20 protein-coding genes and 2 pseudogenes are annotated in these 25,644 nt (G+C 63.8%); 7 read left to right on the plus strand and 15 right to left on the minus strand.

Features of this window, described 5'->3' with window-relative positions:
• Window positions 1-426: 426 nt before the first annotated feature.
• The 7 genes from OYT95_RS42280 to OYT95_RS42310 form a co-directional block, all read right to left on the minus strand.
• Window positions 427-1,554 carry an ABC transporter ATP-binding protein gene (locus tag OYT95_RS42280; protein ID WP_268792484.1) on the minus strand — a complete coding sequence of 376 codons (1,128 nt, stop codon included), beginning with the start codon at window positions 1,552-1,554 and terminating at the stop codon, window positions 427-429.
• Window positions 1,551-2,363, minus strand: a complete 813-nt coding sequence (locus tag OYT95_RS42285) for an ABC transporter permease (protein ID WP_052033530.1) — start codon at window positions 2,361-2,363, stop codon at window positions 1,551-1,553. The genes OYT95_RS42280 and OYT95_RS42285 overlap by 4 nt, the downstream gene beginning before the upstream one ends.
• Entirely contained in the window at window positions 2,360-3,172 is an 813-nt protein-coding gene (locus OYT95_RS42290; protein WP_268792485.1) for an ABC transporter permease, read from the minus strand. Before OYT95_RS42290 ends, OYT95_RS42285 begins: the two co-directional genes overlap by 4 nt.
• 80 nt (window positions 3,173-3,252) lie before the next feature.
• Window positions 3,253-4,212 (minus strand): extracellular solute-binding protein, encoded by a 960-nt coding sequence (locus OYT95_RS42295; protein ID WP_268792486.1) that lies wholly within the window; start codon window positions 4,210-4,212, stop codon window positions 3,253-3,255.
• Window positions 4,213-4,615: 403 nt separating this feature from the next.
• Window positions 4,616-5,269 (minus strand): GntR family transcriptional regulator, encoded by a 654-nt coding sequence (locus OYT95_RS42300; RefSeq protein WP_268792487.1) that lies wholly within the window; start codon window positions 5,267-5,269, stop codon window positions 4,616-4,618.
• Window positions 5,270-6,076: 807 nt separating this feature from the next.
• Window positions 6,077-6,415 carry a hypothetical protein gene (locus tag OYT95_RS42305; protein WP_268792488.1) on the minus strand — a complete coding sequence of 113 codons (339 nt, stop codon included), beginning with the start codon at window positions 6,413-6,415 and terminating at the stop codon, window positions 6,077-6,079.
• A 615-nt stretch (window positions 6,416-7,030) separates the two neighbouring features.
• Window positions 7,031-7,741 carry a GntR family transcriptional regulator gene (locus OYT95_RS42310; RefSeq protein WP_268792489.1) on the minus strand — a complete coding sequence of 237 codons (711 nt, stop codon included), beginning with the start codon at window positions 7,739-7,741 and terminating at the stop codon, window positions 7,031-7,033.
• A 143-nt stretch (window positions 7,742-7,884) separates the two neighbouring features.
• Here OYT95_RS42310 and OYT95_RS42315 point away from each other — a divergent pair, with 143 nt between their 5' ends.
• The gene (locus tag OYT95_RS42315; protein ID WP_268793298.1) at window positions 7,885-9,306 is read left to right on the plus strand and encodes an aspartate ammonia-lyase; all 1,422 of its coding nucleotides are present in this window, start codon (window positions 7,885-7,887) and stop codon (window positions 9,304-9,306) included.
• Between the two features lie 575 nt (window positions 9,307-9,881).
• Here OYT95_RS42315 and OYT95_RS42320 read toward each other — a convergent pair.
• From OYT95_RS42320 to OYT95_RS42330, 3 genes are all read right to left on the minus strand, one after another.
• On the minus strand, window positions 9,882-13,145 hold the full coding sequence (locus OYT95_RS42320) for a protein kinase domain-containing protein (RefSeq protein WP_268792490.1): 3,264 nt from the start codon (window positions 13,143-13,145) through the stop codon (window positions 9,882-9,884).
• Between the two features lie 292 nt (window positions 13,146-13,437).
• Complete coding sequence (locus OYT95_RS42325; RefSeq protein WP_268792491.1) at window positions 13,438-13,830, minus strand: hypothetical protein; 393 nt, start codon at window positions 13,828-13,830, stop codon at window positions 13,438-13,440.
• A gap of 579 nt (window positions 13,831-14,409) precedes the next feature.
• Complete coding sequence (locus OYT95_RS42330) at window positions 14,410-14,811, minus strand: MerR family transcriptional regulator (RefSeq protein ID WP_268792492.1); 402 nt, start codon at window positions 14,809-14,811, stop codon at window positions 14,410-14,412.
• 112 nt (window positions 14,812-14,923) lie between these two features.
• Between OYT95_RS42330 and OYT95_RS42335 the strand changes: the two genes are divergently transcribed.
• The 3 genes from OYT95_RS42335 (at window position 14,924) to OYT95_RS42345 (ending at window position 18,554) form a co-directional block, all read left to right on the plus strand.
• Window positions 14,924-15,634: an SDR family oxidoreductase gene (locus OYT95_RS42335; RefSeq protein WP_268793299.1), complete on the plus strand. Its 711-nt coding sequence runs from the start codon at window positions 14,924-14,926 to the stop codon at window positions 15,632-15,634.
• A 659-nt stretch (window positions 15,635-16,293) separates the two neighbouring features.
• Window positions 16,294-17,529: a winged helix DNA-binding domain-containing protein gene (locus OYT95_RS42340; RefSeq protein ID WP_268792493.1), complete on the plus strand. Its 1,236-nt coding sequence runs from the start codon at window positions 16,294-16,296 to the stop codon at window positions 17,527-17,529.
• Between the two features lie 734 nt (window positions 17,530-18,263).
• Entirely contained in the window at window positions 18,264-18,554 is a 291-nt protein-coding gene (locus OYT95_RS42345; protein ID WP_268792494.1) for a hypothetical protein, read from the plus strand.
• Between the two features lie 12 nt (window positions 18,555-18,566).
• Here the strand turns inward: OYT95_RS42345 and OYT95_RS42350 are convergent, their stop codons facing one another.
• From OYT95_RS42350 to OYT95_RS42360, 3 genes and pseudogenes are all read right to left on the minus strand, one after another.
• Entirely contained in the window at window positions 18,567-18,890 is a 324-nt protein-coding gene (locus OYT95_RS42350) for a ribbon-helix-helix domain-containing protein (RefSeq protein ID WP_268792495.1), read from the minus strand.
• Between the two features lie 112 nt (window positions 18,891-19,002).
• On the minus strand, window positions 19,003-19,278 hold the full coding sequence (locus OYT95_RS42355; RefSeq protein WP_268792496.1) for a hypothetical protein: 276 nt from the start codon (window positions 19,276-19,278) through the stop codon (window positions 19,003-19,005).
• A gap of 55 nt (window positions 19,279-19,333) precedes the next feature.
• Window positions 19,334-19,472: pseudogene (locus OYT95_RS42360) on the minus strand (N-formylglutamate amidohydrolase); the annotation flags it as partial.
• 77 nt (window positions 19,473-19,549) lie between these two features.
• On the opposite strand from OYT95_RS42360, the gene OYT95_RS42365 reads away from it, so the two are divergent.
• Together OYT95_RS42365 and OYT95_RS42370 are read left to right on the plus strand one after the other, a co-directional pair.
• Window positions 19,550-20,803 (plus strand): hypothetical protein, encoded by a 1,254-nt coding sequence (locus OYT95_RS42365; RefSeq protein ID WP_268792497.1) that lies wholly within the window; start codon window positions 19,550-19,552, stop codon window positions 20,801-20,803.
• Window positions 20,804-21,083: 280 nt separating this feature from the next.
• Complete coding sequence (locus OYT95_RS42370; protein ID WP_268792498.1) at window positions 21,084-21,992, plus strand: hypothetical protein; 909 nt, start codon at window positions 21,084-21,086, stop codon at window positions 21,990-21,992.
• Between the two features lie 124 nt (window positions 21,993-22,116).
• On the opposite strand, the gene OYT95_RS42375 is transcribed toward OYT95_RS42370, so the two are convergent.
• Window positions 22,117-22,572: a YciI family protein gene (locus OYT95_RS42375; RefSeq protein ID WP_268792499.1), complete on the minus strand. Its 456-nt coding sequence runs from the start codon at window positions 22,570-22,572 to the stop codon at window positions 22,117-22,119.
• A 64-nt stretch (window positions 22,573-22,636) separates the two neighbouring features.
• Window positions 22,637-23,436, minus strand: a pseudogene (locus OYT95_RS42380) (phosphoadenosine phosphosulfate reductase domain-containing protein).
• 174 nt (window positions 23,437-23,610) lie between these two features.
• Here OYT95_RS42380 and OYT95_RS42385 point away from each other — a divergent pair.
• Window positions 23,611-25,419, plus strand: coding sequence for a hypothetical protein (locus tag OYT95_RS42385; RefSeq protein WP_268792500.1), 1,809 nt, complete (start codon window positions 23,611-23,613; stop codon window positions 25,417-25,419).
• Window positions 25,420-25,644: the final 225 nt, after the last annotated feature.

The following is a 25,644-nucleotide window of genomic DNA, read 5'->3' on the forward strand; positions in this document are numbered from 1 at the left end:
GGTAATTGGAGAGGAGTCGAGCTTGGGGGACCGCTGCGCGGAGGGCCGTGAGTCTCAGATGTCCTGCCGTGAGCCACGCCCTAGCTGTCCCGCTCGTGTAAGGGAAATCATAGAACGAGCCAACTAGGTTGTCTAGTTACTAGGTTGTCACCTTGCATTCTCCGATTTATCCCCGCCTCCCACCGGTAACGTCTCCGCAGGTACCGCCGCCGAATAAGCGCCCAAGGAGCGGGTGATTCTGCCGGGCTCGCCGGTCGAAGACTGAGCGCGCAAGGTCGGTTACACGCCTCGGGGAGGACACGTCTCAGACAGATCAGTCGGCCGGTAACCCCCCACCGTGCAGTCGACCGGAAATCGAGTTGAGAGCGCGCACAGTCGGTGTCGCTGACGTTGGGGATTGCTGTAATTTCCAGCCGATTGTGGTTGCTAGTTGCCGGCAGGTAGGGCGCGAGCGGCGCCCTCGGGAACGGTGACGTCGATCTCGTTGCCGAGCGCGGGCAGGCTGAGCGCGCCGGGATCGGGCACGGATACCCGGAGCCGAACGTCTGGGGTGATCTCCAGGACAACGGTGGCGTGACTGCCTTCGTTGACGACCTCGATCACCCGCCCCGCGATCGACGTCGCGGCATCCGTACCGCCGAGGCGGAGCGCCTCCGGCCTGAGCAGGACGCGGACTGGGTCACCCGCTGCGACCGTTCCGGAGTGTCGCGCATGCACTGTGTCGGTAGTGGATAATCGGACGAGGCATTCACCCGACCCGACCTCGACACACACGCCGGGGATCAGGTTGGACTGCCCGATGAACCCGGCCACGAACGCGTTCGCCGGTTCCTGGTAGATCGTCTCGGGCGTACCGAGTTGCTCGATCCGGCCGGCTCGCATCACCGCTATCCGATCGCTCATCACCAGTGCCTCGGTCTGATCATGGGTGACGAAGATCGAGGTGATCCCGAGTTCGCGTTGTAGGTGCTTGATCTCCAGTCGGAGTTGCTCGCGTAACTTGAGATCCAAGTTCGATAGTGGCTCGTCGAACAGTAGTACCTTCGGGCGCACTACGATCGCCCTGGCGAGGGCGACGCGCTGTTGCTGCCCGCCGGAAAGCTGAGTGGTCAGACGATCCTCGGCCCCGGCGAGGCCGACAAGATCGAGCGCGTCCGAAACACGCTCGCGGATCTCCACTTTCGGGCGTTTGCGCATCCGCAGCCCGTATCCGACGTTCTGGCCGACGGTCAGATGCGGGAAGAGGGCGTACTGCTGGAAGACCATCGCGGTGTCGCGCCGATCCGGTGGCAGGTGGTGGACATCCTGGCCGTCGAGCAGGATGCGTCCGGCGTCGGGCATCAGGAAGCCTGCCACCATGTTCAGGGTTGTCGTCTTGCCGCAGCCCGAGGGGCCGAGCAGAGTGAGGAATTCGCCGGGATGCACGTCGAGATCGAGGTTTTCGACGGCCGCCGACGAACCGAATTCCTTACGGATACCACGCAACGCGACGGCGGAGCCGCCGGTGCTCGCTCGCGTGGCTGCCTCCGTGGCGGTGCGTACGTGGGCGGTCACGTGGTACCTCCGTGGATGAACTCGGTCAGGTGAACGAACCGAGATGCCACGCCCGTGATGAGGCAGATGCCGACGACGCTGGTGACCGCGACGCAGGCGAGGGTCGGCGAGTACTCGTACTCCATGTACTGCAGTAGTCGGATGGGCAGCGTGTTCGAATCGCGCGTGGTGAGGAACAGGGAGAGCTCGACGTTGTTGAACGAGACGATGAACGCGAACAGTGCTCCCGCGAACATCCCCGACTTCATCATCGGCAGCGTGATCGTGGCGAACGTGCGCCACGCCGAGGCGCCGAGGTCACGGGCCGCGCGTTCCCACAGCGGGTTGACACCGAGCAGGCTGACTCCCACGGTGCGCAGGACGAAGGGGATGCCGATCGTGACGTGGGTTATCACCAGCAGGGTGGGACCGATCAGTTCTCTTGCGCTGAGGAGTGAGATCAGCTGGACGACGGACAGGCTGATCACGATCTCGGGTAGCAGTAGTGGGCTGGCGAGGAAGCCTTCCAGGAGGGAGCGGCCGCGGGCCGGTCCGCGGGCGAGCGCATAGGCTGCGGCTGAGCCCACCACGACCGCGCACGCCGCGGAACCGAGCGCGATCTGGGCGGACAGCGCCATGGGCAGGAGCCACTCGGGGGTGAGCGCGGAACTCCACCAGCGCAGGGAAAGCCCGCTGGGCGGAAACGCGGGGTAGATGTCGGGCTGGATGGAGGTCCAGACCACGACGATCATCGGCACAGCTACGAAGGCGAGTACGAGCACGAGTAGCGCGGTGCGCAGCATCAGCCAGGGATGGAAACGCATCGTCATACCCCCTTCGGTGAACGGCGGCCGGCCCACGCCAGCGCGGAGACCGTGATTGCACTGATCAGGAGGATGACCGCGGCGATCGCCGCGGCCTGGCCCCATTCGAGGCTGACCACCATGCGGTCGCGAACCAGGGTTGCGAGCGTTTGCACTCGTCCTCCGCCGAGGATTGCGGCCGAGGCATACGCACCGAGACAGATCGCGAACGTGAGCATGAAACCGGCGATCAGGCCGGGCCGGATCAGCGGCAGTGTGATCCGGTAGAACGTGGTTACCGGTCCGGCACCGAGATCGCGGGATGCGCGCTCGAGGACGGGATCGACGCTCTGCACACTCGCCATCGCGGTGAACACCGCGAATGGCAGTAGCACGTGCACGAGCCCGATGATCACCGCGAACTTCGACCCGATGAACGCCACCGGTGAGTCGGCGAGCCTGGTCCAGAGCAGGATCTGGTTGACCAGCCCGTCGTCCTGCAACAGCACCAGCCAGCCGTAGGTACGGACCACGACGCTGGACACCAGGGGAGAGACAACGACGAGCAGGACGAGTGTGCGGAACCGTGACCCGGATCGGACGATGAAATGCGCCACCAGCAGTCCTGCGGCCGTGCACACCGCTCCCACCACGACCGAGATCGAGACGGTGTCCCACAGCACCGACCAGAAGTAGTTATCGCCGAACAGGTTCGTATAGTTCGCGGTGGTGAGCGGGCCCGTGACCTTCGCGCCGTCGAAGGTCAGCACGCTGCTGGCAAGCAGCATCGCGGTCGGGATGGCGAAGACTGCCAGAACCCAAACCGTGGCGGGCAAAGTCAACCACGGCAGCCCCGAACGCCTACGCGTCGGCGAGCGCCTGGACGTAGGAGTGGGGGTGGGTGAAACAATCGCGGTCACCGGACGGCCTCCGCCCACCGCTGCGACCACTCGGTGCGGTTCTTCACCACTGTGGCCGCGTCGGCGATCTTGATCTCTTCCAGCGCCTCAGGGGTCGTGATGTGTTTGGCTGCGAAGTCCGGGGAGAACTGCAGACCGGTGATCGCGGGCCCGACGTTGTACGCAAGCGCCCAACGCTGCTGCACTTCGTCGGAAAGCCAGTAGTCGATGAGTTTGTAGGCCGAATCCTTGTGCGCGGCACCGACCGGGATACCGAGGGAGCCCAGTGACGCATACGTTCCTTCACGCGGAACCGTGAAGTCGTAGTTGTTGGTTTGGGCGTAGATCGCGGCGCGTCCATCCAGGTAGGGGAAGGCCGTGGCGGTTTCCTTCGCCATGAACGGCACCGCCTCGGCCGACCTTGTCGGCGTGGCGAGGGCATACTTGGCCAGCTCCGCTGTCCGGGCGAACCCAGGATCGATGTCGTCGATTCCTCCGCCGTCCAGCTCGGCGGCGGTGAGCAACGCGTAGACACCGAGAATATTGGCTGGGTTGAAGATCAGCGCACCCGAGCGATATTCCGGGTCCCATTGCACCCCCCAGCTCGTGGGCGGCTGCGGAAATGCTGTGCGGTTGTACATCAGCACGACCTGCTGGATGTCCTGGATCGCGCCGACGCCGTAGGTGTTGTTCAGAAGTCTTTGCGGCAGGCGGGCCATATTCGGCACCTGCTGCGGCGTCACCGGGGTGAGCATCTCGTCCCGGCTACCCTGATACAGCTCGAGGCTGGTCATCACAGCAAGATCGAAACCGGGGTCGCCATTGGTGGCCCGGATGGCCGCGTACTGTTCCGCGCCCGACCCGCCTGCCGAGTACTTGACTTGGATACCGGTTGCCTCTGTGAACGGCTTGGCGATCTGCTCCTCGAAAAGGTCCTGGTACTCGGCGCCGAATCCCTCGACGAGTACCACATCCACTCCATTTGCACTGTCGCTGGTACTCGTCGATACGCACGCGACTAGCGTCGTTAAGACGCCGAGCGCGAGTGCCGCGCAGGCGAACTTCTTCACCACGTCGGCCTCGGCTTCGAGGTGTAAGCAGGATGGGCGAACGTGGTTTCTTTGTCCCCGATTGCGCTGATCCCGTGGAACGGGATGTCCACTCTGCTCTTGGTGGCGGTGCCGCTACTTCGTATCCCTGTTGTCGGCATTTATTTGTCCGATCAGGTGTTTCGTGTGAATAACTCGCAGTCGACGGATTGTTGGCTATGGCTCACCCCGGTCGGGAAGGGGTGGGTGAGTGGAGACAGACGCGACCAGCTGTGCAGGTGCGCCATCGACAGTTGTCGATGACGTATCGGAACTGTTGCAGCCCGGTTGGTCAGCCGGGAAGGTTCTGCAAGACCCGCTCGCGTGCAACGTTCATTCGCCTTTCGAGCTGCTTACAGGCGGCTTCTGTCTGCCCTGCCCGAAGCATGTCGACAAACTCACGGTGGTTGGCCACGGCAACTACGCGATCGGCGCCGCGCGATGTGACCGCAGCCAGTCGAGCCTCCACCAACAGCTGGGTATGCGCGGCGACCAATCGTCGAGAACCGGTCAGGCCGACAACTGCGGTATGGCATTGAGAGTCGAGCCGAACCTGTGCGAGCCGGTCGGACGAGGCGACCGCGGCCTCGAGCTCCTCAAGGCTTCGATCCACCGCCTCGCGAGCTTTCTCGGTCGCGGTGTCGAATGATCGGGCGCCGGCCGCTTCGAGATGAAACCGTGCGGTGAAGATATCGATGAGGTCTTCACGGCTGATGCGGGTGACGGCAAGTGGCAACCCTCGGCCCTGCTTCTGGACCAGGCCGTCGTTCTGCAGCCGCAGCAGCACTTCGCGGACGGTAGGTCGGGCGATGCCTAGCGAATCGCTGATCTGCCCCTCGGGCAATGGGGTGCCCGGGGTCAGTGACCCAGCAATGATCTGACTACGCAGTTGTTCGACGGCCTGGTCTACTAGGCTCGTCCGCTCTAATCTCGTTGCCGGTTGCATCAATGACCGATCCTAGAATCCAGCCGTCTGTAGGTGTTCATTGCCCTGCCTTCTGTGTCGAGAAATACGTGCGGGGGATAGGTGGCGAGGTTCTGCCCGAGTGACCAGTCACTGAGTTCTCGGCTGGCTCGATCTGACGGCTCACTCAAGACGAGAATTGCGACTTCGTGGATACGGCTGGTGCCACGTTAACGCGGCCCGGAAGGCAGCGTGTGGCGCAGTGCTGGTGAGGTCACCGGACCCCGCAGTGGACTGACAGGCATGTCGTACCTCGATTGGTCGGCTGCTCGGAAGAGCATCGGTTAGCGAATCGCAAAGATGTCGACGTTGATTTTGATCAGGCCGGGCGAATTCCTCTAGCCTTCGCGGTCCGTCGCGTGGACGCCAACGCAGCTCTGGCGTGCTCCTACTCACAGCGACAACTATAAATCGTTTCAACCTGGTTGTCTAGCTGTCTAGTTAGTGACTAGGGTCGCGGACTGTGGTGTAGGTGATCGAGTTGTTCATCCAAGCCCCGGCGGTAATGGATCAAGCGGGAGCAACCGATGTCGAACTTCGGAAGGGGCTTCTCGTACGGCTGTTATTGCTGTGGCAGTCGCCCCCTAGCGCTCGCGTTCTCGTGTGACCTTGCGAACGACAGAATTGGCTTGAGCGAGCGTCAGCGCAACGTCAGGGACGCGCCCCTTGTCCGCACCACTCGGCGATGGAGACTTCGATTGCAACCTGAAGCCCGCCGCTGCGCGAGTTCGCGACGACGAGCGGAAAACGCAGCGTGCACGGGCGACGGCTGCGGTTCATCGAGCGCCATCAAACGTCCCACCGCGCCGATCGCCGCACGTGCTCCGGATGGCGCTGACCACTCGATGGACGACTGAGCGGCTGGTCCGCATCTCCGCCCTCGATTGCGGTGCAGGATTTTGCTTCTAGCGCGCGGATGGCGGGTTCGTTGCACACTAGCTGGACAAGTAACTCACGGTCCGATTCCGTCAGGTCATCGGGAGCGCCTTCGGCCACCAGCGGCAGAAGGATCTGCGCAGCGCGAGGCATGCTGATGCCGAAAATGCCGATGAAGTCTTCGTTCGTCGGGCCACCATATGGTAGCCACGCCAGGATGAATCGGGCGAGATCTTTTTCGTACGAGTTCATTCGATGTGTACCTCCAGGTCGACATCCGATCGAGTGGTACTGCGAGCAAGCACGCGGTAGCCGCTGATGCGGCGGGTGCACGGATCCTTGTGACAGGGGCGACAAGAAGGGTGAACACGAGACGCGCGACGCCGACGATTTCAGTGAGGATCCAAAGAACCAGAACGGATGGGGCAGTTTGTTCCTTGTACGCTCGATCGCTTCGGTGTACCGATCACCGTGCCGCGGGCGCGAGTCCTCTGTCCCCTTGCCTGAACCTCGTGGAAGCGCCGGTGCCCGCGGGTGCGGAAGAAATGCCTAGGCGGCTCGTTCTCGGAGTATGTGAAATGGACACTGCCGCTTCGGAAGTATGACGGTGTGCCACTGGCTTGGGTTCAGTGCGGCGTGTTCCTCCGTGTCCACTACGTTGAACCGGTTGTAGTTCGGTTCTAGCTTCCGGTTCGAGTTAGTCCAGCAGGATGTCGTTGCGGTCGGGCCGGCGCCGATTCCCGTCTCTCCAGTGCAGTGACTTCCTCGCCCGCAATCGTGAGCGACAGGGCGAGCTTGGACCCAAGATTCCGGCACCTGCAACAACGATTTTCATGTGTTGCCTTTCTTGCAGTGACACAGCTCTGCTCATATGGAAGGGAAGGGAATTTCCACGAAGAACTCGGCAGTTCCCGGGCGAATCAGGGTCGCGACGACTTCGACAGCGCTCCCGTCCTTGAGCTGGGCTTCCCTGCGCCTCAGCAGGGCTGGCGTTCCGGCCTGGCTGTCCAGCAGTTCGGCGTCGTACTCGCTGATTATCACCGGGTCGAGGTAGACCCGGACCATGTCGATCGGCACCTGTCGGCTACGGAGATACGGCATGCTGCGGAGTTCTTCAAGGTCTTGTTCCAAGAGATCGGGGGCGGCCGAGAAGAGAATGACGTGCCGCTCGACGGAGCGTGGCCGGTCGTGTATGTCCAACTTGCGGCGGACCATCTCCACCACGGCGGTATCGGGCGCTGCGCCGGGGAGCGCCAAAATCGCGTCGGTCGCCCTGACGATCTTCGCGGAAATGACTTCGTGTCTTCCCGGAACGCCTTTCTCGGAAGTCTCGGGCGCGACATAGTTGAGCAGATTAACCTGCTGCATCGCGTCCGCGACGAACGTTCCATGACGTCGACGACGGATGGCCAGACCCGCATGTACCAGATCGTTGAGGACGCGTTGAGCGGTGGCACGGCTGACGTCGTGCTGTTCGCAGAGTTCTTTCTCGGTCGGCAACCGCGCTCCGGCGGTGAGGATCCCTGCGTGGATCTGTTCTTCTATCTCTCGTCTGATCTGTTGGTGGAGCGGCGCCATACAATGACCGTATAATATGCGAATTGCTAGGTCAATTGACGCCCGCTGAAAATCCGCAAGGTGCCGCCGGTGGTCGAGTCCGGCCTGGCTCAGGCCTGACCGGGCCGATCAATACAATGAAGGGATACACAGTGAGCACTGCTATGGACCGAACTCGTATCGAGCACGATCTCCTCGGGGATCGTGAGGTACCAGCCGACGCGCTGTACGGAGTGCATACGCTGCGGGCACTGGAAAATTTCACGATCAGCGGCACCCCGATCGGCCGATACACCGAGCTCGTGTCAGCGCTCGCCTATGTCAAGCAAGCAGCTGCGGTGGCTAACCACGAGCTGGGCCTCCTTGATAACCAACGCTGCGCCGCCATCGTGCAGGCGTGCGAAGAGATCCAGCACGGCCGCCACCACGAGCAGTTCGTCGTCGACGCCATCCAGGGAGGCGCCGGTACATCGACGAACATGAACGCCAACGAAGTGATCGCCAACAGGGCACTGGAGATCCTGGGGCACCGACGCGGCCAGTACGAATACCTGCATCCGCTCGAACACGTCAATCTGTCGCAGAGTACTAATGACGTGTACCCATCGGCACTGAAAGTTGCACTGCACTTCGCCGTAGCCCGACTCCGCAGAGGCATGGAGGTGCTGTCCGGCGAATTCGGCTCCAAAGCAACCGAATTCGCCGACATCCTGAAGATGGGCCGGACCCAGCTGCAAGACGCCGTCCCGATGACACTGGGACAAGAGTTCGGTGCCTTCGCTGTGATGGTCAACGAAGACAGCGCCCGGCTAAGTGAAGCGCTGGTCCTCATCTCCGAAATCAACCTGGGGGGCACAGCGATCGGCACGGGACTTAACGCCCATCCCGACTACGCCGCTAAGGTGTGCGCGGAACTGCGGCGGATAACGGGGCTCGAGTTGTCGACCGCGGCGGACCTTGTCGAAGCCACCCAGGATGTCGGCGCGTTGGTTCAGTTGTCGGGTGTACTCAAACGGACCGCTGTAAAGCTATCGAAGATCTGCAATGACCTGCGACTCTTGTCGTCTGGTCCCCGGGTTGGTTTGGGTGAGATCACTTTGCCGACAGTGCAGGCCGGTTCGAGCATCATGCCCGGTAAGGTCAATCCGGTCATCCCCGAAGTGGTGAGCCAGATTGCGTTCGAGGTGATCGGCAACGACATCACGATCACCATGGCCGCCGAAGCCGGGCAGTTGCAACTGAACGCCTTCGAGCCGATCATCGCCCATAGCCTGTTCAAATCACTCAACCATCTGACAGCGGGTTGCGACGCTCTTGCACGACTCTGCGTGCCCGGAATCGCGGCTAACGTTGAGTATTTGCGCTCCAACGTTCAGCGCTCCATCGGTCTGGTGACCGCTCTCAACCCCCACATCGGGTACGAGGCTGCCACGCGTCTCGCCGCTGATGCGCTGTCGAGCGGGCAGGCTGTGGCCGACCTCGCGGTGTCGCAAGGCCTGCTCAGCCCCGAAGAACTGGCATCCATCCTCAACCCAGTGACGTTGGCCTACGCATCACGGCCTAGTGCAGCATGGGAAACCATGTAAGGGAACGGCAGCAAGTGAGCAAGTGTCAGACCGAGCGTTCCGGGCGGTCATCGTTGGCGCCGGTCCGTATCGAATTGCGGTAGTGGTACGGCAATCGCGCGGCGGCCGGGACTGGCGCACACCTGTATATAACCTGATCGATCGCATCAGATTCGTAGGTGGCAGCCGAGTCTGCGTTCGGCGAGCGGTTGGCGAATACCGGACACCGGCGTAATTCTCACGTCTACGACCAAGAGCTCTTAAGGACGCGTATTCGCGTCGCATAGGCGAATCAAGGCGAATCTGCGAACCGAAAGTCACGGTAAGTCATGCACAATCTGCTTTGTCGAGCGTCGACTCGAACGACACCGTCATTCCGGGCGCAAGTCAGACCCGGGCGGTCATCCTTGTTGCCAGTCATTTCCTGCGCTGCCACACACACCGATGGAGGGCGGCGCCACTTTGGTGCCGCGATGGTCCCGTTCCGCGGGACTGCGGTCGCCATTTTCGGTATGACTACTTGTCCCTGTCTCTCGAATGATCTGGGGGTGTCGCCGAACATGATGGCATCGATGGACGTGTCCCTAGCCACCTACCTAGTCGTGTGCCTGCTCTACGACCCAGGCCGCGATCTGTGTCCGGGAGGTGAAGTCCAGTTTGGCCAGGATGTGCTCCACATGCCCCTGTGCGGTGCGCGGCGAGATCACGAGGCGGTCGGCGATGGCCTGATTCGTCAGGCCTTCGGCGATCAGGTCGGCGACCTGGCGTTCCCGCTTGGTCAGTCGCGTCGACGCGTCGGAGTCTCGTGTCGTGGCGCTGGGTGGTTGCTCGTGGAGGGCGTAGGCGATCGCCGCGTCGAAGCCGAGATGGTCGCCTTTGCGGCGGGCCGCTCCGAATTCCTTATCGCCGAGTTCCTGTCGGACCGACTGAGCGCATTCCTTCTGGTAGACAAGAAGAGTGGAATGTATGACGGCGGCACTTCCCACTGACCGTGCCAGACTGTCTGCGGCTCCCATCAGCACCGCGGCCCGAGTTGGGTCGCGCCGGTTGCAGGAGATCCAGGCCAGTGCCTCGAGGGAGGCTGCGGCGAAGCGGGGGCTGTGCACTTGCCGGGACAGCTGCAGCGATTGTTCGAGTAACCGGACCGCGCGATCGGTATCACCCTGTCGCCACACGGAAATTCCCAAGGCCCACAGCGAATGCGACCGATACACCTTCTCGCCGTGCATCTCCGTGATCGCGAGAACCCGTTCCTGACATTCGATCGCCTGGTCCGTGAGGCCGGACAGTTCATAGGCCAACCCCAACGGATACAGGGCAGCTACTTCGAGCGTTCGATTTCCGCGTTCGCTGAACGCGGCGAGCGCGGTTTCCAGGTGCGAGCATGCTCGCGTGAGATCACCACTAAGGAGGCCGAGCATGCCGTCGGCACAATCGACGTAAGCACGCATCACGGGGTCGCTCGTGTGCGCAGTGAGGGTCCGTGCCTTCTCGACGAGTGTTGCCCCGACCTCGAGGTCGCCCTGCACATTCGCCATGACGCTGTCGAAGTAGAGCCCCTTGACCCACTCGAGGGTGGGTGGCCCGCTCTGGCGGGCGAGCAGTTGGTCGAGCCAGCGTCGCCCCTCGTTGTGAAGGCCCTGGGCGCTCCAAAACCAGCGGAGTGCGGCGGCGGTGCGCAAACCGGCGGCGGGATCGTCGTCGATGCTGAACTCGAGGGCCTCCCGAAAATTCGGCTGTTCCCGCTTCAGCCGGGCGATCCAGTCGAGTTGGCGGGCGCTGATCCACTCCGCCTCCGCATCGAGCGCCAACGCCTCGTACCAGTCCCGGTGCCGGCGACGCAACGCCACAGCCTCACCGGTCTGCTCGAGCTTCTCGAAGCCGTACTCACGGAGGGTCTCGAGCATCCGGAACCGCACCACCGACCCGTGCTCCTCCCGGATCAGAATCGATTTCTCCACCAAAGACGTCAGCATGTCCAGCAACTCGCCCGGGTCGAGGTCGGCGCCGCACACCCGCTCCGCGGCATCGAGTTCGAAGGTTCCCGCGAACACCGCCACCCGCCCCCACACCAGTTGCTCACCGGCGGTGCACAATTCGAAGCTCCAGTCGATGCACAACCGCAGCGTCTGTTGCCGCGTCGGCGCCCCCCGGTTGCCGCGGGTCAGCAGGGTGTAGCGGTCGGTCAGCCGCCCCAGGATCTGCTCGGGTGACATCGCCCGCAACCGGGCCGCCGCGAGTTCGATCGGCAACGGTAGTCCGTCGAGCCGGTGGCAGATCCCCGCCACCGCCACCACGTTTTCCTCGGTGAGCGCGAAGCCGGGAACGGCGGCAGCGCCGCGTTCGACGAACAACGTCACCGCATCGTACTTGGGCAACGCACGCGGAGAGGGTCGCCGGTCGGGGTCGGGGGTGGTCAGCGGTGGGACCCGCAGCACCGCTTCCCCGCCGATGACCACGGGTTCGCGGCTGGTCGCCAGAATCCGCAGCCGCGGACACACCCGTAACAGGGGGTCGGCGAGTTCGGCGACCGCGTCCACGATGTGCTCGCAGTTGTCGAGGACCAACAACACCTGTCGCGGGGCGAGGAACTCGATCAGGACCTCGCGCAGCGGCCTCGCCGAGTGGTCTCGCAACCCCAGTGTGCCGGCGATGGAGTCGACCAGTGACGACGCGTCACGCAGTTCACCCAACTCGACCAGCCGCACACCGTCGGCGTACTCGCGCTGCACCGCCGACGCGACCCGCATCGCCAGCCGCGTCTTGCCCACACCCCCGATCCCAGTCAACGTCACCAGCCGGGATCCGGTCAGCAGGTTCTTCGCCTCGGTGAGCTCGTGGCGGCGACCGACGAAACTGGTCAATTCCAGGGGAAGATTCCCCGTCGCGTTCCGAGACGAGGGATCCGTGGACCGAACCCGACCGGACACCGGCTGTGCGTCATCGCTTGCCGCACCTGGGGCGGTGTGCAGGGCCATCTCGTCGACCGGAAAGCCATGATCGCGTTGCAGGGCTCGCAGTTTCTCCCCGAAGGCTGCGGCGGTGGCCGGGCGCTGACCGGGCTCGCGGGACATCGCGCGGGCGATAACAGCGGACACATCCTCGGGGATCCCGTGCTCACGCAGGTCGGGCACCTCCTGCGTGGTGATCCGCAGGAACTGCGCGACCACCTGCTCACCGCTGCGACGTTCGAACGCGGCATGCCCGGTCAGCGCACTGAACAGGGTGGCACCGAGCCCATAGACATCGGCCGCCGGACTCGGCGGATCACCCCCGAGCACCTCCGGCGCGGTATACGCCGGAGATCCGGTCACCGCACCGGTCGCCGTCTCGAAACCACCGCTGATGTGCGCGATACCGAAATCCGCCAGCTCCGGCTCGCCGTACTCGGTGAGCAGGATGTTCGCGGGTTTGACGTCCCGGTGCAGGATCCCGAGCCGGTGCGCCGATTCCACAGCACCGGCCATCTTCACCCCCAGCCGCAACGCCTGATCCAGCGGCAACGGCCCGTCACGGCGGATCCGGGCATCCAGGGAATCCTGCGGGTGGAAGGGCATCACGATGAAGGGGCGGCCGCTGTCGGTGGCGCCGACCTGCAGAATGTTGACGATGTTCGGGTGCCCGGTCAGCCGGCCCATCGCCCGCTGTTCCCGGAAGAAGCGGGCCCGGTTCTCGTCGTCGAGTTCGACGGTGAGCACCTTCACCGCCACCGTTCGGTCCAGGTCCGCCTGGGTGCAGCGGTAGACGGCGCCGAACCCGCCACGTCCGATCTCTTGGGCATCGTCGAAGCCGGTGTCTGCCAGCTCCGCGGCCGGGGAGGCCGGGTACCGCTGCGTGTCGAGCGGATCACCTTCACCCATCGGACGGTCTACTCACCCCGTCGGCTCATGGATCCCGCGCACTGGTCCCGACGGCACGACCAGCGCAGATACAACCGTGCACTCACTCTCGATGGCGTGCTCATAAGGATATCGCTGCCATCGGTTTCGACGTGTATAGGGATGCCGCGGTCAACGCGGTAGCTCTGGCGAATCACGCGATGGCCGCCCCAGTTCGGTACGCCCACGCACGCTCACCCGGCGATCGCGACGGAGTCGGCATCGCTGCCGACACTACTGGTGGGCTGGCCGGCCTTGGGGCCGGTGCATGGCCCTAATCGGGCGAAGGGTGTCCCCAGTTGCTGCCGCGGCGCAGCCGTGTTCCGTCACAGTGGGGCATGGCGGTCACCGGGATGGACACCGCCATCACCTCAAACTCGGCATTCGCGTTGACCTTCGACGGGTGTGGTGGTCCGAAAGCAGTGGCGTGACCACACCTTTCCTGAGTTGCTTGGTGGCGTGAACAGCCCGGCGACAGCGTTTCTGAGCAAACGGTGGCGAACCCGGCGGTGACCGAATACCTGGCCGCGAATCCGCGGCTCGAGATTGCCAACCACGGCATAACCCACCGATCGATGTCGGCAACCGGTCGCTCCTCGTACGGGATCGCCGGCACCAGATCGGTGGCGGCGGTGATCGACGAGGTTGGGCCAATCACCAACTTCATCGCCGAGGCGACCGGGGACGCGCCGTGCTGATTCCGTCCCGAAACCGCTGACCTTGACGATAGCGCCGCCGAAATCGTTGCCCACCTCTGCGAACAGGTCGTCTGGTTCACCGTAAATGCCGACAGCGGAGCCACTGCCTCCCTGGGCGAGGTCGGGCCGCCCTGGCCGGTGTCGCGGCTGGGTCCCTTGTGCTTGGTTGCGCTGCTGGTGGTCCCCGTCTCGTTCGGTGTGGCGGCACGAGCGGACGCGAAGGCCCGCCGCCTCTCGGAGTCCGGAGCGTCCGACGCGGACCTGGGGCGAGCGATCGCTGTCGCGGAGGCGGCCAGCTCACCACGCAGGCGTGGTTGATCTGCGGCGGCGCCCTCACTGGTCGCGGTAGTGGTCGTGGGTGCAGTGATCTGTGCGGGCAAGGACAGTGACTGACACCGTGAGGGCGTGGTTCACGGCTCCCGGGGAGGGTCGCGCTGAGCGCTGTCGACGTCGAGCCTGGCCTCGAAAGCCGTCGGAATCTGAAACCACTCGGACGGCCGCCCCACGAAGCCGTTCGATTGCGCGACGTGCGAGCGATCTATCGGAGTTCAGGATCCGACGGGGTCTGGCGCCGTCCCCTGGTCGAGTGATGCCGGGCACGCGGTCGTTCCCGGGTAAGTGGCGAGGTTGATCAGCGTGTCAAGTCTGCGGCCCGCCTCCTGCAACTCCACGATCTTCGCATCGATAAAGGCACGCTCGTCGTGCAAGCGCTCCAGCAGATCCCGGTCGACGTGGCGGGTGTCTATGGCGGGCAGGAGGACTGCGATCAGTCGGCTGGCTAGACCGGCTGTGTACAGCTGCTGGATGAGCCGCACCCGGTCTACGGCTGATTCTGCGTAGACCCGCTGACCACTTGTCGTCCGCTGGGCGTGCAGAAGGCCCTGTTCCTCGTAGTAGCGCAGGGCGCGCGTGCTGACCCCTGCCCTTTCAGCGACTTCGCCAATACGCATCGCGTCTCCTTCCGGTAACGCCGTTGAATTGCCCTTGACGTTAACGTCAAGTTTTAGAGTAGGCGACGCAGGCGGGATCATCCATCTCGCCGCCTGAGGAAAGGACATGATCGTGGATATTGTCGGTTCGACCGCACTCGTGACCGGAGCCAATCGAGGAATCGGGCGGTGCTTCGTCGACGAGTTGCTTGCCCGGGGGGCCAGGAAGGTCTATGCCACTGCTCGTCAACCTGAGCTGATCGACTCTTCCGACCCGCGGGTCATTCCGCTGCGCCTGGACTTGCTGGACGAGGAGTCAATCGTGGATGCCGCCGCTGCAGCGCGGGATGTCACGTTGCTGGTCAACAACGCCGGCATCGCCACAGGAGCCAACCTCATAACCGGCGACCTGGGCCTGATCCGTAAAGACCTGGAAACCCATCTCTTTGGCACGCTCCGGGTCGTTCGCGCCTTCGCCCCGTCCCTCGCCTCCAACGACGGAGGAGCGATCGTGAATATCCTCTCTGTGCTGTCGTGGGTGGCCACACCAGGAACGGGGTCGTATTCCGTGGCCAAGGCGGCAGAGTGGAACATGACCAACGGCATACGGCTTGAGCTTGCCGAGCAGAAGACCCTGGTTCAGGGTGTTCATCTAGGGGCTGCGGACACCGACATGATGGCGGGACGCGACGCTCCCAAGATCGACCCATCCGACGTCGCGCGCGCAAGCCTTGACGGCATCCAGGCCGGGGACATCGAGGTTCTTGTCGACGACCCCAGCCGCTTCGTTAAAGCAGCTCTCTCGGGTGACCTCACTCAGCTCTACAGCCCGTCCGGGAACTAACCCTTTCCTGCAGGGCTTGTTTCGCGGTACCAACTTGGTGGCTCTCCCCACGCAGATGTCCGTCAGCTGAGAGCACCGATATCGACAAGGATGTCTCCGCCTGCGCGGTTCCTTCGGTGAGTCGGACGCACACCACCGACAAGGCTCGTGCCGAACCGGCGCACAGTGGCTTCCAGACGCGAAGCTTGTATATCTACTTTGGATCAACAGTTCAGTAGCGCAACGATATTCGATGCTGGGCTTCCGGCGGTGGCTCGTACGACCGGCAGGATCGGAGGCTCATCGCCCGCCTGCCGGGAGTTCCTCATGGGGATCCATTACTCGGTCTCGTAGTGAGCGCACCTAATCGAGTCACCATGTCTCGTACATGCGAGTCGACCGTACGGGCGGACGACGCTGCTGTTTTGCACGGTGTCCGACGCCGGGGCAGCGGCATCGATTTCGTCTCCCCGGAACCCGGAACACAGTGTCCGTTGGTCGTCGAGGTGCTCACGGATTCATCACGGCCGTAATGGCCGGAGCACGGAGGTGAGCATGCGCCGCCAGGCGCATGCTCACCTGGTGGAAACCGGCATTCTTGCCCGGAGTTCCGTGACAACTGTCGTGGAAGATTTCGGAAGTCGCTGGTCGATTGAACTAGTGCCTCGAAACAGACGACGATGAGACACGTTCCCGACAGCGAACGTCGTGCGCGGCTGGCGACCCGCCACGCCCTCACTCCTGACACCAGCGTCCGGACGCCCGAAGAAGCGGCGCGCGCGATCGTGGCCCTGCACGCCACCGACGCACCGTCTGTCTACCTGTCGACCTGGGCGAGAACGACGGGCACCACGCGCGCCGACATAGACCGGGCCCTCTATGGCGACCGCTCCCTGGTGAAACAGCTGGCCATGCGCCGGACCCTGTTCGCCTTCCCCCGCGACCTGATCTCCGCCGTCCTACCAAGCGCTGCCGCCCGCGTCGCGATATCGGAACGTACTCGGATGATCCGCGATATCGAGCGAGCCGGCATCGCCCCGGACGGAAAGGCTTGGCTGGACGAGGCACGCAACGGCGTGACCGCGGCTCTCTCCGAGAGTCCCGCCGGCCTCTCCGCCGCCGAGCTGCGCCGGGCAGTCCCTCTCATCGACGTCGTGGTGCCCAGTACCGCGGGAGAGAGTTGGTCCTCACCCCAGGTCCTCACACTCTTCGGTGCCGAAGGCTCCATCGTGCGCGGCCCGTCCACCGGCCGCTTTCCGACGGCCCGCCCCCTGTGGACCCTCCCATCCCTCTGGCTCGGTAAGTCGACCGCGGTGCTGGATGCAGCCGACGGCTACCGCGAACTCATCCGCCGGTGGCTCTACGCCTTCGGCCCCGGAACTGAAGACGACATCGTCTGGTGGCTCGGTTCCACCAAGAATGCCGTCCGCACTGCCCTCCACGAACTCGGTGCCGTCGAAGTTCTTCTGGACGGACTCGCCCCCGGATGGCTTCTACCCGACGATCTCGACGTCGAGGACGAGGCCGACTCTTGGACCGCGCTTCTGCCACCCCTGGACCCGTCGGTTATGGGCTGGAGGAACCGCGACTTCTACCTAGGTGGGCACCGTCGGGCGCTCTTCGACACCCGCGGCAACGCCGGCACCACCACATGGGTGGATGGGCGGATCGTCGGCTGCTGGATCCAGGACAGCGACGCTGTAGTACGCGTGCACCTGCTCGAGCCGGTATCGGACGAGGCTCGGGACTCGTTGTACAACCAGGCTTCACGCCTCACCGCCTGGCTCGACGGAGTCCGGAATCCGACCGGCTACCGGTCTCCGGCCATGCGCGACCAGGAACGCGAATGGGGAACACGTCCTGACACTCGGTCCTTGGCTGATACCAAAATCAATCCGGCCATCCAGGAGATCTAGGTCCGAGGCTGACTTGCATCGGTGCAAAGAGCTCGTCGCGAACGAGCGCACTTTCAGAATGGCCCGCTCCACGGCGGGAGCAACTCGTCAGAACAACGAAAAGGACACCGCTACATGAAGATGCGAACCCTGGGCCGGACCGGCATCCGCGTGAGTCCCTACTCCAGGGACGTGTTGCGGCCCTCTCCGGCTGGCCGCAGGGTCCCTTCGATGCTCGATGCGGATTTCCGCCCGCTGAATGGTTCTCGCCACGGACAGTGCGCGTTGGTTTCTGGCGGGACTGCTAACCGCAGGGATGCGAGTCCTCGTCCCGTTGCCAGCTGGCGCCCAACCGTCCCCAGTTCGTGCCGAGCACCTCCCCGAATGAAGGAGGCGGCTACAGCATCACGGGCTCACCGGGAACGGCAAGCTTTCGCCTCCCGGATGCCGGTAGCTCTTGCGACGGCATTGAGGGTCCTGCTGATTCTGGCGGCAGTGCTGGTGGTCATGGGGATTTTCGGTTCAGTCTTCGGTGGCGGTGACAAGAAAGACGACAAGCCGGCGGCCGCGGCGGCGACAACGACCGCCACAACAACACAGGCCACCACGACCCGGCCCACAACGACATCGGCGGTACCCTCTCGTCGACCACTCCACCGGCCGCGGCCGCACCGACGACGCAGGCCCCTGCCCCGGCGCCGCGACCCGCGGTTCCCGCTTCCGACGCGCGCTGCGCCCCGGCGAACGAAACGCTCGTGGCCCTCGTCGAGTCAGGGTTCTCCGCGTCCGGCCTTTCCCTCATCAATGGCACGGTGATCGACTCCGGCCCGTACACCTTCCTCGGCGGCACCACCGTCGACACGACCGGCAAGATGAAGAACCGCTCCGACGTCTGGGTGATCGCGAACGGCGCCGTCTACTCGTCGACCGGCGGTGCCCGCAACACCACCACCTGGCCCAAGGCCAGCACCGCCCCCCTGAGAATCTCCCCCGGTGACGAAATCGTCCAAGCCCTCGACACCTGCATCGTCAACCTGACGCGATGAACAGAGCGTGTTCTAGGCGGAGTGCTTCTGGATGTATTCCTCGACTGCCTCGCGCATGAGTTCGCTGGGCTTGCGGTGCTGACGCTGTGCGAGTTCGTCGAGTTTGTTGCTCAGCGGCTGTGGCAGCCGGACTTGGCGTTTGGGTGAGGCGCCGCTGATGCCCGCGTCCTTGGCCAGGGACGGGCGGCCGGCGCCGACCCTCTCGAGCAGGGCCTTACCCGCGGCGGCGGCGTCGTCGCCGCGCTTGGCGGTGGCCGAGTCCTTCGGCAGCGTCATGTCGTGCTCGGCCCACTCGGCGAGCTCGTCGTAATCGGTGTTCTTATCGTTGCTGTTCATCGGTATGTCACCTCTTTTAGGTGGTGGTGCTGGGCGATTTTTCGGATACCTGCGTGGTGGGTGGTGCATCGGGTTGGGATACCGGGCGTGTTCGCTCCCGGGACCTGACGGATCAGGGATGGTCTCGCATCCGGGCCAGGTGCTTTTCTCGCGCCTCCATCACGTGGAAGACCACCATGCCCCTCGGCGGAACGATCTCCACCATCACTTCGAGCAGCGGCCCACCCAGTGTCCGCGGGGGACCGATGAACAGCCAAGGCTTCGCGTGACCCGGTACGTGGGGTTCGTCGAACTCCTGCTCGACGTAGAGCGCGTTCTCGATCGCATGCAACGCGTCCTCGTGGTCGATCCCGTGCTTGTCCGCGCTGTTCGCCCATTCGACTGCCACACGAATACTGTACTACAAAATTAACGATTTCTGTAGTACAAAATTGTAGGCCGGGTCAGGCCGTCGTGGCAATGGTGCATCTCGGCTCTGCCGTCGACGGCCGATAGTAGGTAGTGAGGGCAGGTGACTACCTGCAGAGGCACGGGAATCGCTTGCGGGTCGGTGTCGAGGTAGAGGCGGCATGCGAGATGTCCGTCCGTCGCGACTCGACAGAATGCTGGAAGCGATCGCAACAGTGCTGTTGTCCGACACGGGAGCTATTGTCCCTGCCATGACCAGCCAGAATCCTCCGACGCCGTACGGGTCGGCCGGTGATCTCCCGTCGTTAAAGGAGATCGAAGCGCAGCTCGCCCTGTACCGGAGTTGGCGCGGATCGTTTTCCCCTGCGAAGCGCGAGGAGATCGAGGCGGCCGAGAGGAACTACCGCAAGGTCGTGGACATGGTCGATGCCTTCTACGCGCTCCTCGGCGAGAGGAACTGGATCTTCACCGACGATCTGCGTCTCACCGATGTTGAACAAATCCTCGAGACCTCTACAGATCCTGCTGAGGCCGAACGAAAACTCATCGACTACTACAAGGCGAACGACCGGATCGACTTTGCGCTACTGCTGCTCAACAAGATCACGGCTTTGAAGCCCCGGATGACGCTTATTGAATTGGCACTCAAGGACTTCCGTGCCGGACGGTACTACAGCACCGTGCTGGTACTTCTCGCGGTAATGGACGGTTTCGTCCAAGACGTCGACATAAATGACCGGAAGAACCTCAACGCCCGCCCGCCCGAGGACATGGTGCCCTGGGATAGCGTCGCCGGGCACCACCTCGGCCTGACCCACGCGCACCGAACCTTCCTCAAGGGCTGCTACAAGACCGACACAGCAGATGCCACCGAGCTGTATCGCAACGGCATTATGCACGGGATGGTCGTCAACTTCGACAACGATGTCATTGCGGCGAAAGCGTGGAACCGACTGTTCGCGCTAGCCGATTGGGCGCGTAGTCGCGAGAAGCGCGCCCGACCGCCCAAAGCGACGCCCACCAGGGCCGAACTCCTCGAGCAGGCTCGCGAGCTTCAAGCCAACAGGCGACTCCTGCGGGCATGGACTGAACATCAGCACGACGTCAGCGAAATAGATGACGAGCGTACCGACCTCGACCGCACCTGCATCGACTTCCTACAACAGTGGGAGCGTGGGCAATGGGGGCTGCTCGGCGGCCACTTCATGAACCCCGGCAGGAACCGCACCACGGTCGGCAAGAGAGCCGAACTGGCCAAACGCCTCTACAGCAGACACTCGCTTTCGGAGTGGACCCTGCATCGCATCCACCACAAAGGCGCGGCGATGGCGGAGGCTTACGCCACCGTCACTGTAAACGGTGCACGCCGGACCGCGACCCTTCGCTGGACGTACACTGACGGACAAGGCGGGGTGAACTACGAATGGCAACACGGCGGGCGGTGGGTCCTCGCACAGCACTACTCTGACAGTCTCCTTGACCCAGCCACGGAGACGACCTCATGATGTCGTTTCCCGTACGTCATTCTTTCGGCTACCTTGACCGAGCTTCCACGGCGACCCGCCCTCAGCTCCGCCGCGGAGTCCTCCGGTAAGCTCAAGGTGCTGGCGGAGACGCTGGCAGTGCACGTGGGAGCGAGCCACTGGTTTGGTCACCGGAATGCTGCTCCCACAGCAGACCCACCTTGCGGTTGGGTCCGAGCGTGGCAGGCCGTCAATTGGGACACTCATGCCTGCCACGCTTAGTCATCTCGGGGTGAGATCGAAGCGGGGAGAGGAAAAATCGGTGGCGTACAGCCTCAGCCCGGACGCAACACCGACCCGCCTGGACCCGGAGGCCGGCACCAGCACCATTCCGGCGGCCAAGTCGGCCGGCTATCGGCCGGCCGCCACCTATGACGACCGCACTCGGGAGCGTGAGGGGGCTCGGCAGCTGGACCGGATGGTCGAGGATGCGGCGTTCACCCGGGCCCGCAAGGACATCGAGCGTGCCTTCCCGCGCGCGACGTTTCCCGAGGTGTCCGAGCGCAAGCGCCGGGAGCTGCCGATTCCGGATTCGATTCGCCAGCCGCCGAGTTCACGGCAACGCAAGGTGCGGTCGGTGAACAAGCACAAGGCGCAGTCGCAGTTGCCAAAGGTCGGCTACACCGCCGTACAGACCCTGGTCAGCGACCCGGACCGGTGGAACACCGTCGGTGAAGCACTGTCGAAGGCGCGCGGTGACGCTCAGCAACTCGACGAGAAGATGCGTTCCCAGGTCCAGCGCGTGGACCGGGCCATTCAGACCACCGAACGGTTCAACGACCGCGGCCACATCCTCTACTGCGCGGTCACCCTCCCACACCAGGTGCCGCAGCAGGCGTCGAATCTGCCCGCGACCCTGCAGCCGGGATCCCGATTGGATTTCGACCGGCACACGATGGCCACCCACGCCGCTCGCGAACTCGATGCCACGCTCGGGGAGCGGGATGTGGTGTTCGAGATCGAAACCGGCCGGGGCATGTATCTGGGCCGCCCCGAGCTGGTGGTGCACCCGGACATCAAGCTGGGGAGGGCGACGTTCCGTCCGGTTGATGATGAGCCCGAGCCGGAGGAGACCCCGAAGCAGCGAGCCCGCCGCGAGCTGAAACTACGCCTGGGTGTGGAGCTCCGCGCGAAAGAAGAAACCGGAGAAACCAACCCAGAGAAGGGGTGACGACGCCTCCGGTCAACAGATCCGCAGTGCCCAAAACTCTAGCCCATTCTTGCTTATGTACTTGACAGCCCGCGTTGTTCGAGCGACCCGCGGCATCGCGAGCAGAGGCTCGGGGGACGTGTCATCATCCCTGGTGAAAACCGCATTCCGTAGTGGTCGGTGCGGCGGTCAGGAAGGGGCGCACCTCGAGCCACTCGTGGATCGGTTTCCCGCCCGCCCCCGGGGCCGCGGACAACTCGCCGGCCAGCTCGAGTGCCCGCTCGTGGGTGTCGACGTCGATCACCATCCAGCCGGCGATCAGGTCCTTGGTCTCCGCGAACGGGCCGTCGGTGACCGGCGGTCGTCCCTCGCCGTCGTAGCGGACGAACATGCCCTCCGCGGAAAGTGCCTGACTGTCGACGAACTCGCCGGTGCCCTCGAGCCGGGCGGCGAAGTCGTTCATGTACTGCACGTGGGCCGAGATCTCCTCCGGCGTCCACCGGTCCATGGGCACGTCGTTGACCGATGCCGGCGCGCCACGGTAGTGCTTGAGCAGCAGGTACTTGGCCATCATGTTCTCCTTGCGTGCGGTGCGGCCCATTATGGCCGTTTCACTCCGGGGACGAAGCCGCGTGCGGGTTCTCGACATCCCCCGGCGACATTTCCTAGCTCAGTTGTCGGATGCGGGGGAGTACATCGACGAGTTGCTCGAAGAGGGTGGGCCACCCGCGGCGGAGCCAGGTCAGCCGACCGCGGTCGAGGTGGCCACCATCGATGAGGTGGGAGAGGCGGTGCTGCTGTTCGGGGACACCCAGCTCACGGAGTTTTGGCGTAGACGGGATTTACCGGGAGCCGGTGGCGGGCGATGTGTGCCCAGACGTCGTCGGTGGTCCAGTTCCAGATCGGCCCGTACGGGGTGGTGCCGTCGCCGCGGGCGATGACGCCGTCCGGGCGGCCACCGCGGGTGTACAGCATGCGGCGGGCGGCGGATTCATCGGCACGCACACCCCACAGCTCACCCGGCCCCAGCAATGAGTGCGCGCGACGGGCGGGTTGAGTGTTCAGGACGTTGTGGAGATCGACCCTCGCGGTCGCACCGTCGGTGGGGGCGGAATGATCCCAGAGTCCGGAGTCGGCGAGCACCTGCAGTAGTGGCGGGTCGGTGGGGATGCGGTGCAGGTCCAGCCGCCAGGTGTGTGCGAGTTCGTTGAGGTAGTCGTAGGTTTCGGGGTAGTCGAGGCCGGAGTCGAAGAACACCACCGGCACATCCGGTTCGGCGCGGCGGGCCAGGTCGAGGACGACGAGGGAGTCCTTGCCGCCGGAGAACGCGACGTACCCGTCGTGCGAGGTGCGCCTCGATCCGCGGAAGGATGGCGTCGATGGTCGCCGGGCCGGATTTCGCCGACGGAGTGCGCAGCCCGCGAAGCAGCGTCAGGTCCAAGCCGGGTTCGGATGTGTACCCCACAGCAACTCAGGCTACGACCCCGGTTTCACGCACATTCGTTCCCCTCCGGCGTGACACCCGCCTCGCACGGTGTCTCACGTATGGGCACCATGCGGCATTTCGGTTCCGAAGGTGTCGGCCCGACGACCAGCAATAATTATGCGGCCGTCCGAACCGTGATAGGGGAACCGCCCGATGACAAACGCCATCGAACCGCAGATGACTCGACTTGTCGTCGCATCCGATGTTCTCGAAGAGCACATGGATCTTACGAAGCGGCAAGAGGTGTGGGCGCGGGCTGGTGTGGTCCCGACACTCGCAACGATCAGCCGCCTCCTCGCCGACCTCGACCTGTCCGTCATCACCAACTCATGGGGGCGAGTGGAGAAGACATGGACCGGCACCGTGCCACGACCCCTTCGCGCGGATCTGCGCAAGCACCTCCGGCGCGGCCACCTGATCCTGTGCCCCACGGCTCTCATGCAATGCATCAAGGAAGTCATCGAGTTCGGTGATCCCGGCGGAGAAGTGGCGCTACCCGCGCTCGAACTCGCCCGATGCGTACTGAGTATCAACCAGGACAACGACCAGAGCATCGGCCCCTCAACCGACTGGAACAACATCGAGAACGCGTTCACGCTCAACTACATCGCGCAACAGTCGTTCAATCATCCCGACACCTTCGAAACCCTCGCGGCCGAGGTCGATCAGACGTGGCGACAGCCGTGGCCAGCCACCACGGGGCGAGGACTGATCCGCGATATGGGACATGGGCCGGCCGACCTGTTCAAAGACGTCATCGGCGTCGAACTCGACGATTTCCTCAGCGTGGGATGGGCGATCTGGAACCTCGTCAGCAACGACAAGCTCATCTCGTTCCACCCGGATCTTCAGCTGCGATCGATGGGAGCGACCCCCGAGATGGTCGAGATCTTCCTCGAACGCTGCACGTTGACGCTCGACGAGTTGCAAGACCAGCTTTCCGAGGAACGAAACAGCGGCGACGGGACACCGTGGACCCGCTACAAACTGCAGATGTACCCGTTCATGCGCTTGCCGGACGGTTCGGTGCTGCTATTGCGCCTGCAGTACTTCGTTCGGCGGTTCTTCGGGCAGCTGCCCTTCGTTGATGTGAACGAAGTCCTGAAGGCTAAGGACGAGGGCAGATCGACGCGGTTCCGTGGCGCGATGAACCACGTCTTCGAGCAGCGGGTGGGGGAGACACTGCACCGGATCAGCGGCTTCGCCGGGTCCGGAGGCGGCGGCGGAGTGATCTCCGAGGACGAAATGATGAAAGCCTTCCAGATCCGGAAGGGCGAAACCGAAAGTGTCTGTGATTGGGCATACGTTCGCGATGAGACCTGCGTGTTGATCGACGCAAACAACCGACATCTGCTCCAGTGTTTTGCCGAGGGCAGCGGCTCGATCGAAGAGTTCCACACCGAGGTACGAACAAAGTTCAGCGAGAAGAAGTTCCTGCAATTGACCTCGACGATCCGACAGTTCCGCGACCGAGGATGGGATGCGAACGGAGTCCGAGTCGACGAACGCACGACGTTCGTTCCACTCGTCCTCGCACCCGAGGACGGGATGCCGTGCAATGGATTCATCGAGCGGCTGATGCTCACCTATGCGCGGCCGCTCGTGGCTGAGTTCGACGGATCGGCGCTGCCGCCGACGATCATCACCCGCCGCGACCTGCGGATCCTGGAAGGTCTTGCCTACCACCGCGGCGAAAACATCGCAGTCCTCCTGCGCGAGTGGCGCGCCCACTGTAACGACGACCCGTTTCCCTGTTCGCTACGGGAATTCCTCGAGGCCAAGAAGCTGGACGCTCCGATGGCTGAGTTCGAACACAAACTGGGCTTTGATTTCTACGAAGCGATGCGGGAGCACACGGCACAGCTGACGCTTCGGCAGATGCATCCCAGTCAGCGTGCCAAGGCGCAGGAGATGTTGGATGCAGCGCGGCGCCGGCTACCGACCGCACATCTGCGTCGATGACCCGCCACGACGGCGGGGTGATCGTGAAAATGCAGAACCATTTGAGACTGCATCCGCCATCAGGTTCGGTCTGCTGAACATCGTTCCGGGAGGGCGGATGTACCCACGCAAGCACGTCCGGACAGCTAACCTCTGCCCGGCCAGGTAGAGGGGAACCTCCAGCCCGCGTGGACTTTACACACAACACGATCCCCGGTGCGGCGGTGATCAATGACGCTGCGGCGG

This window comes from Rhodococcus sp. JS3073, from assembly GCF_026810085.1.
Classification (GTDB): domain Bacteria; phylum Actinomycetota; class Actinomycetes; order Mycobacteriales; family Mycobacteriaceae; genus Rhodococcus_F; species Rhodococcus_F wratislaviensis.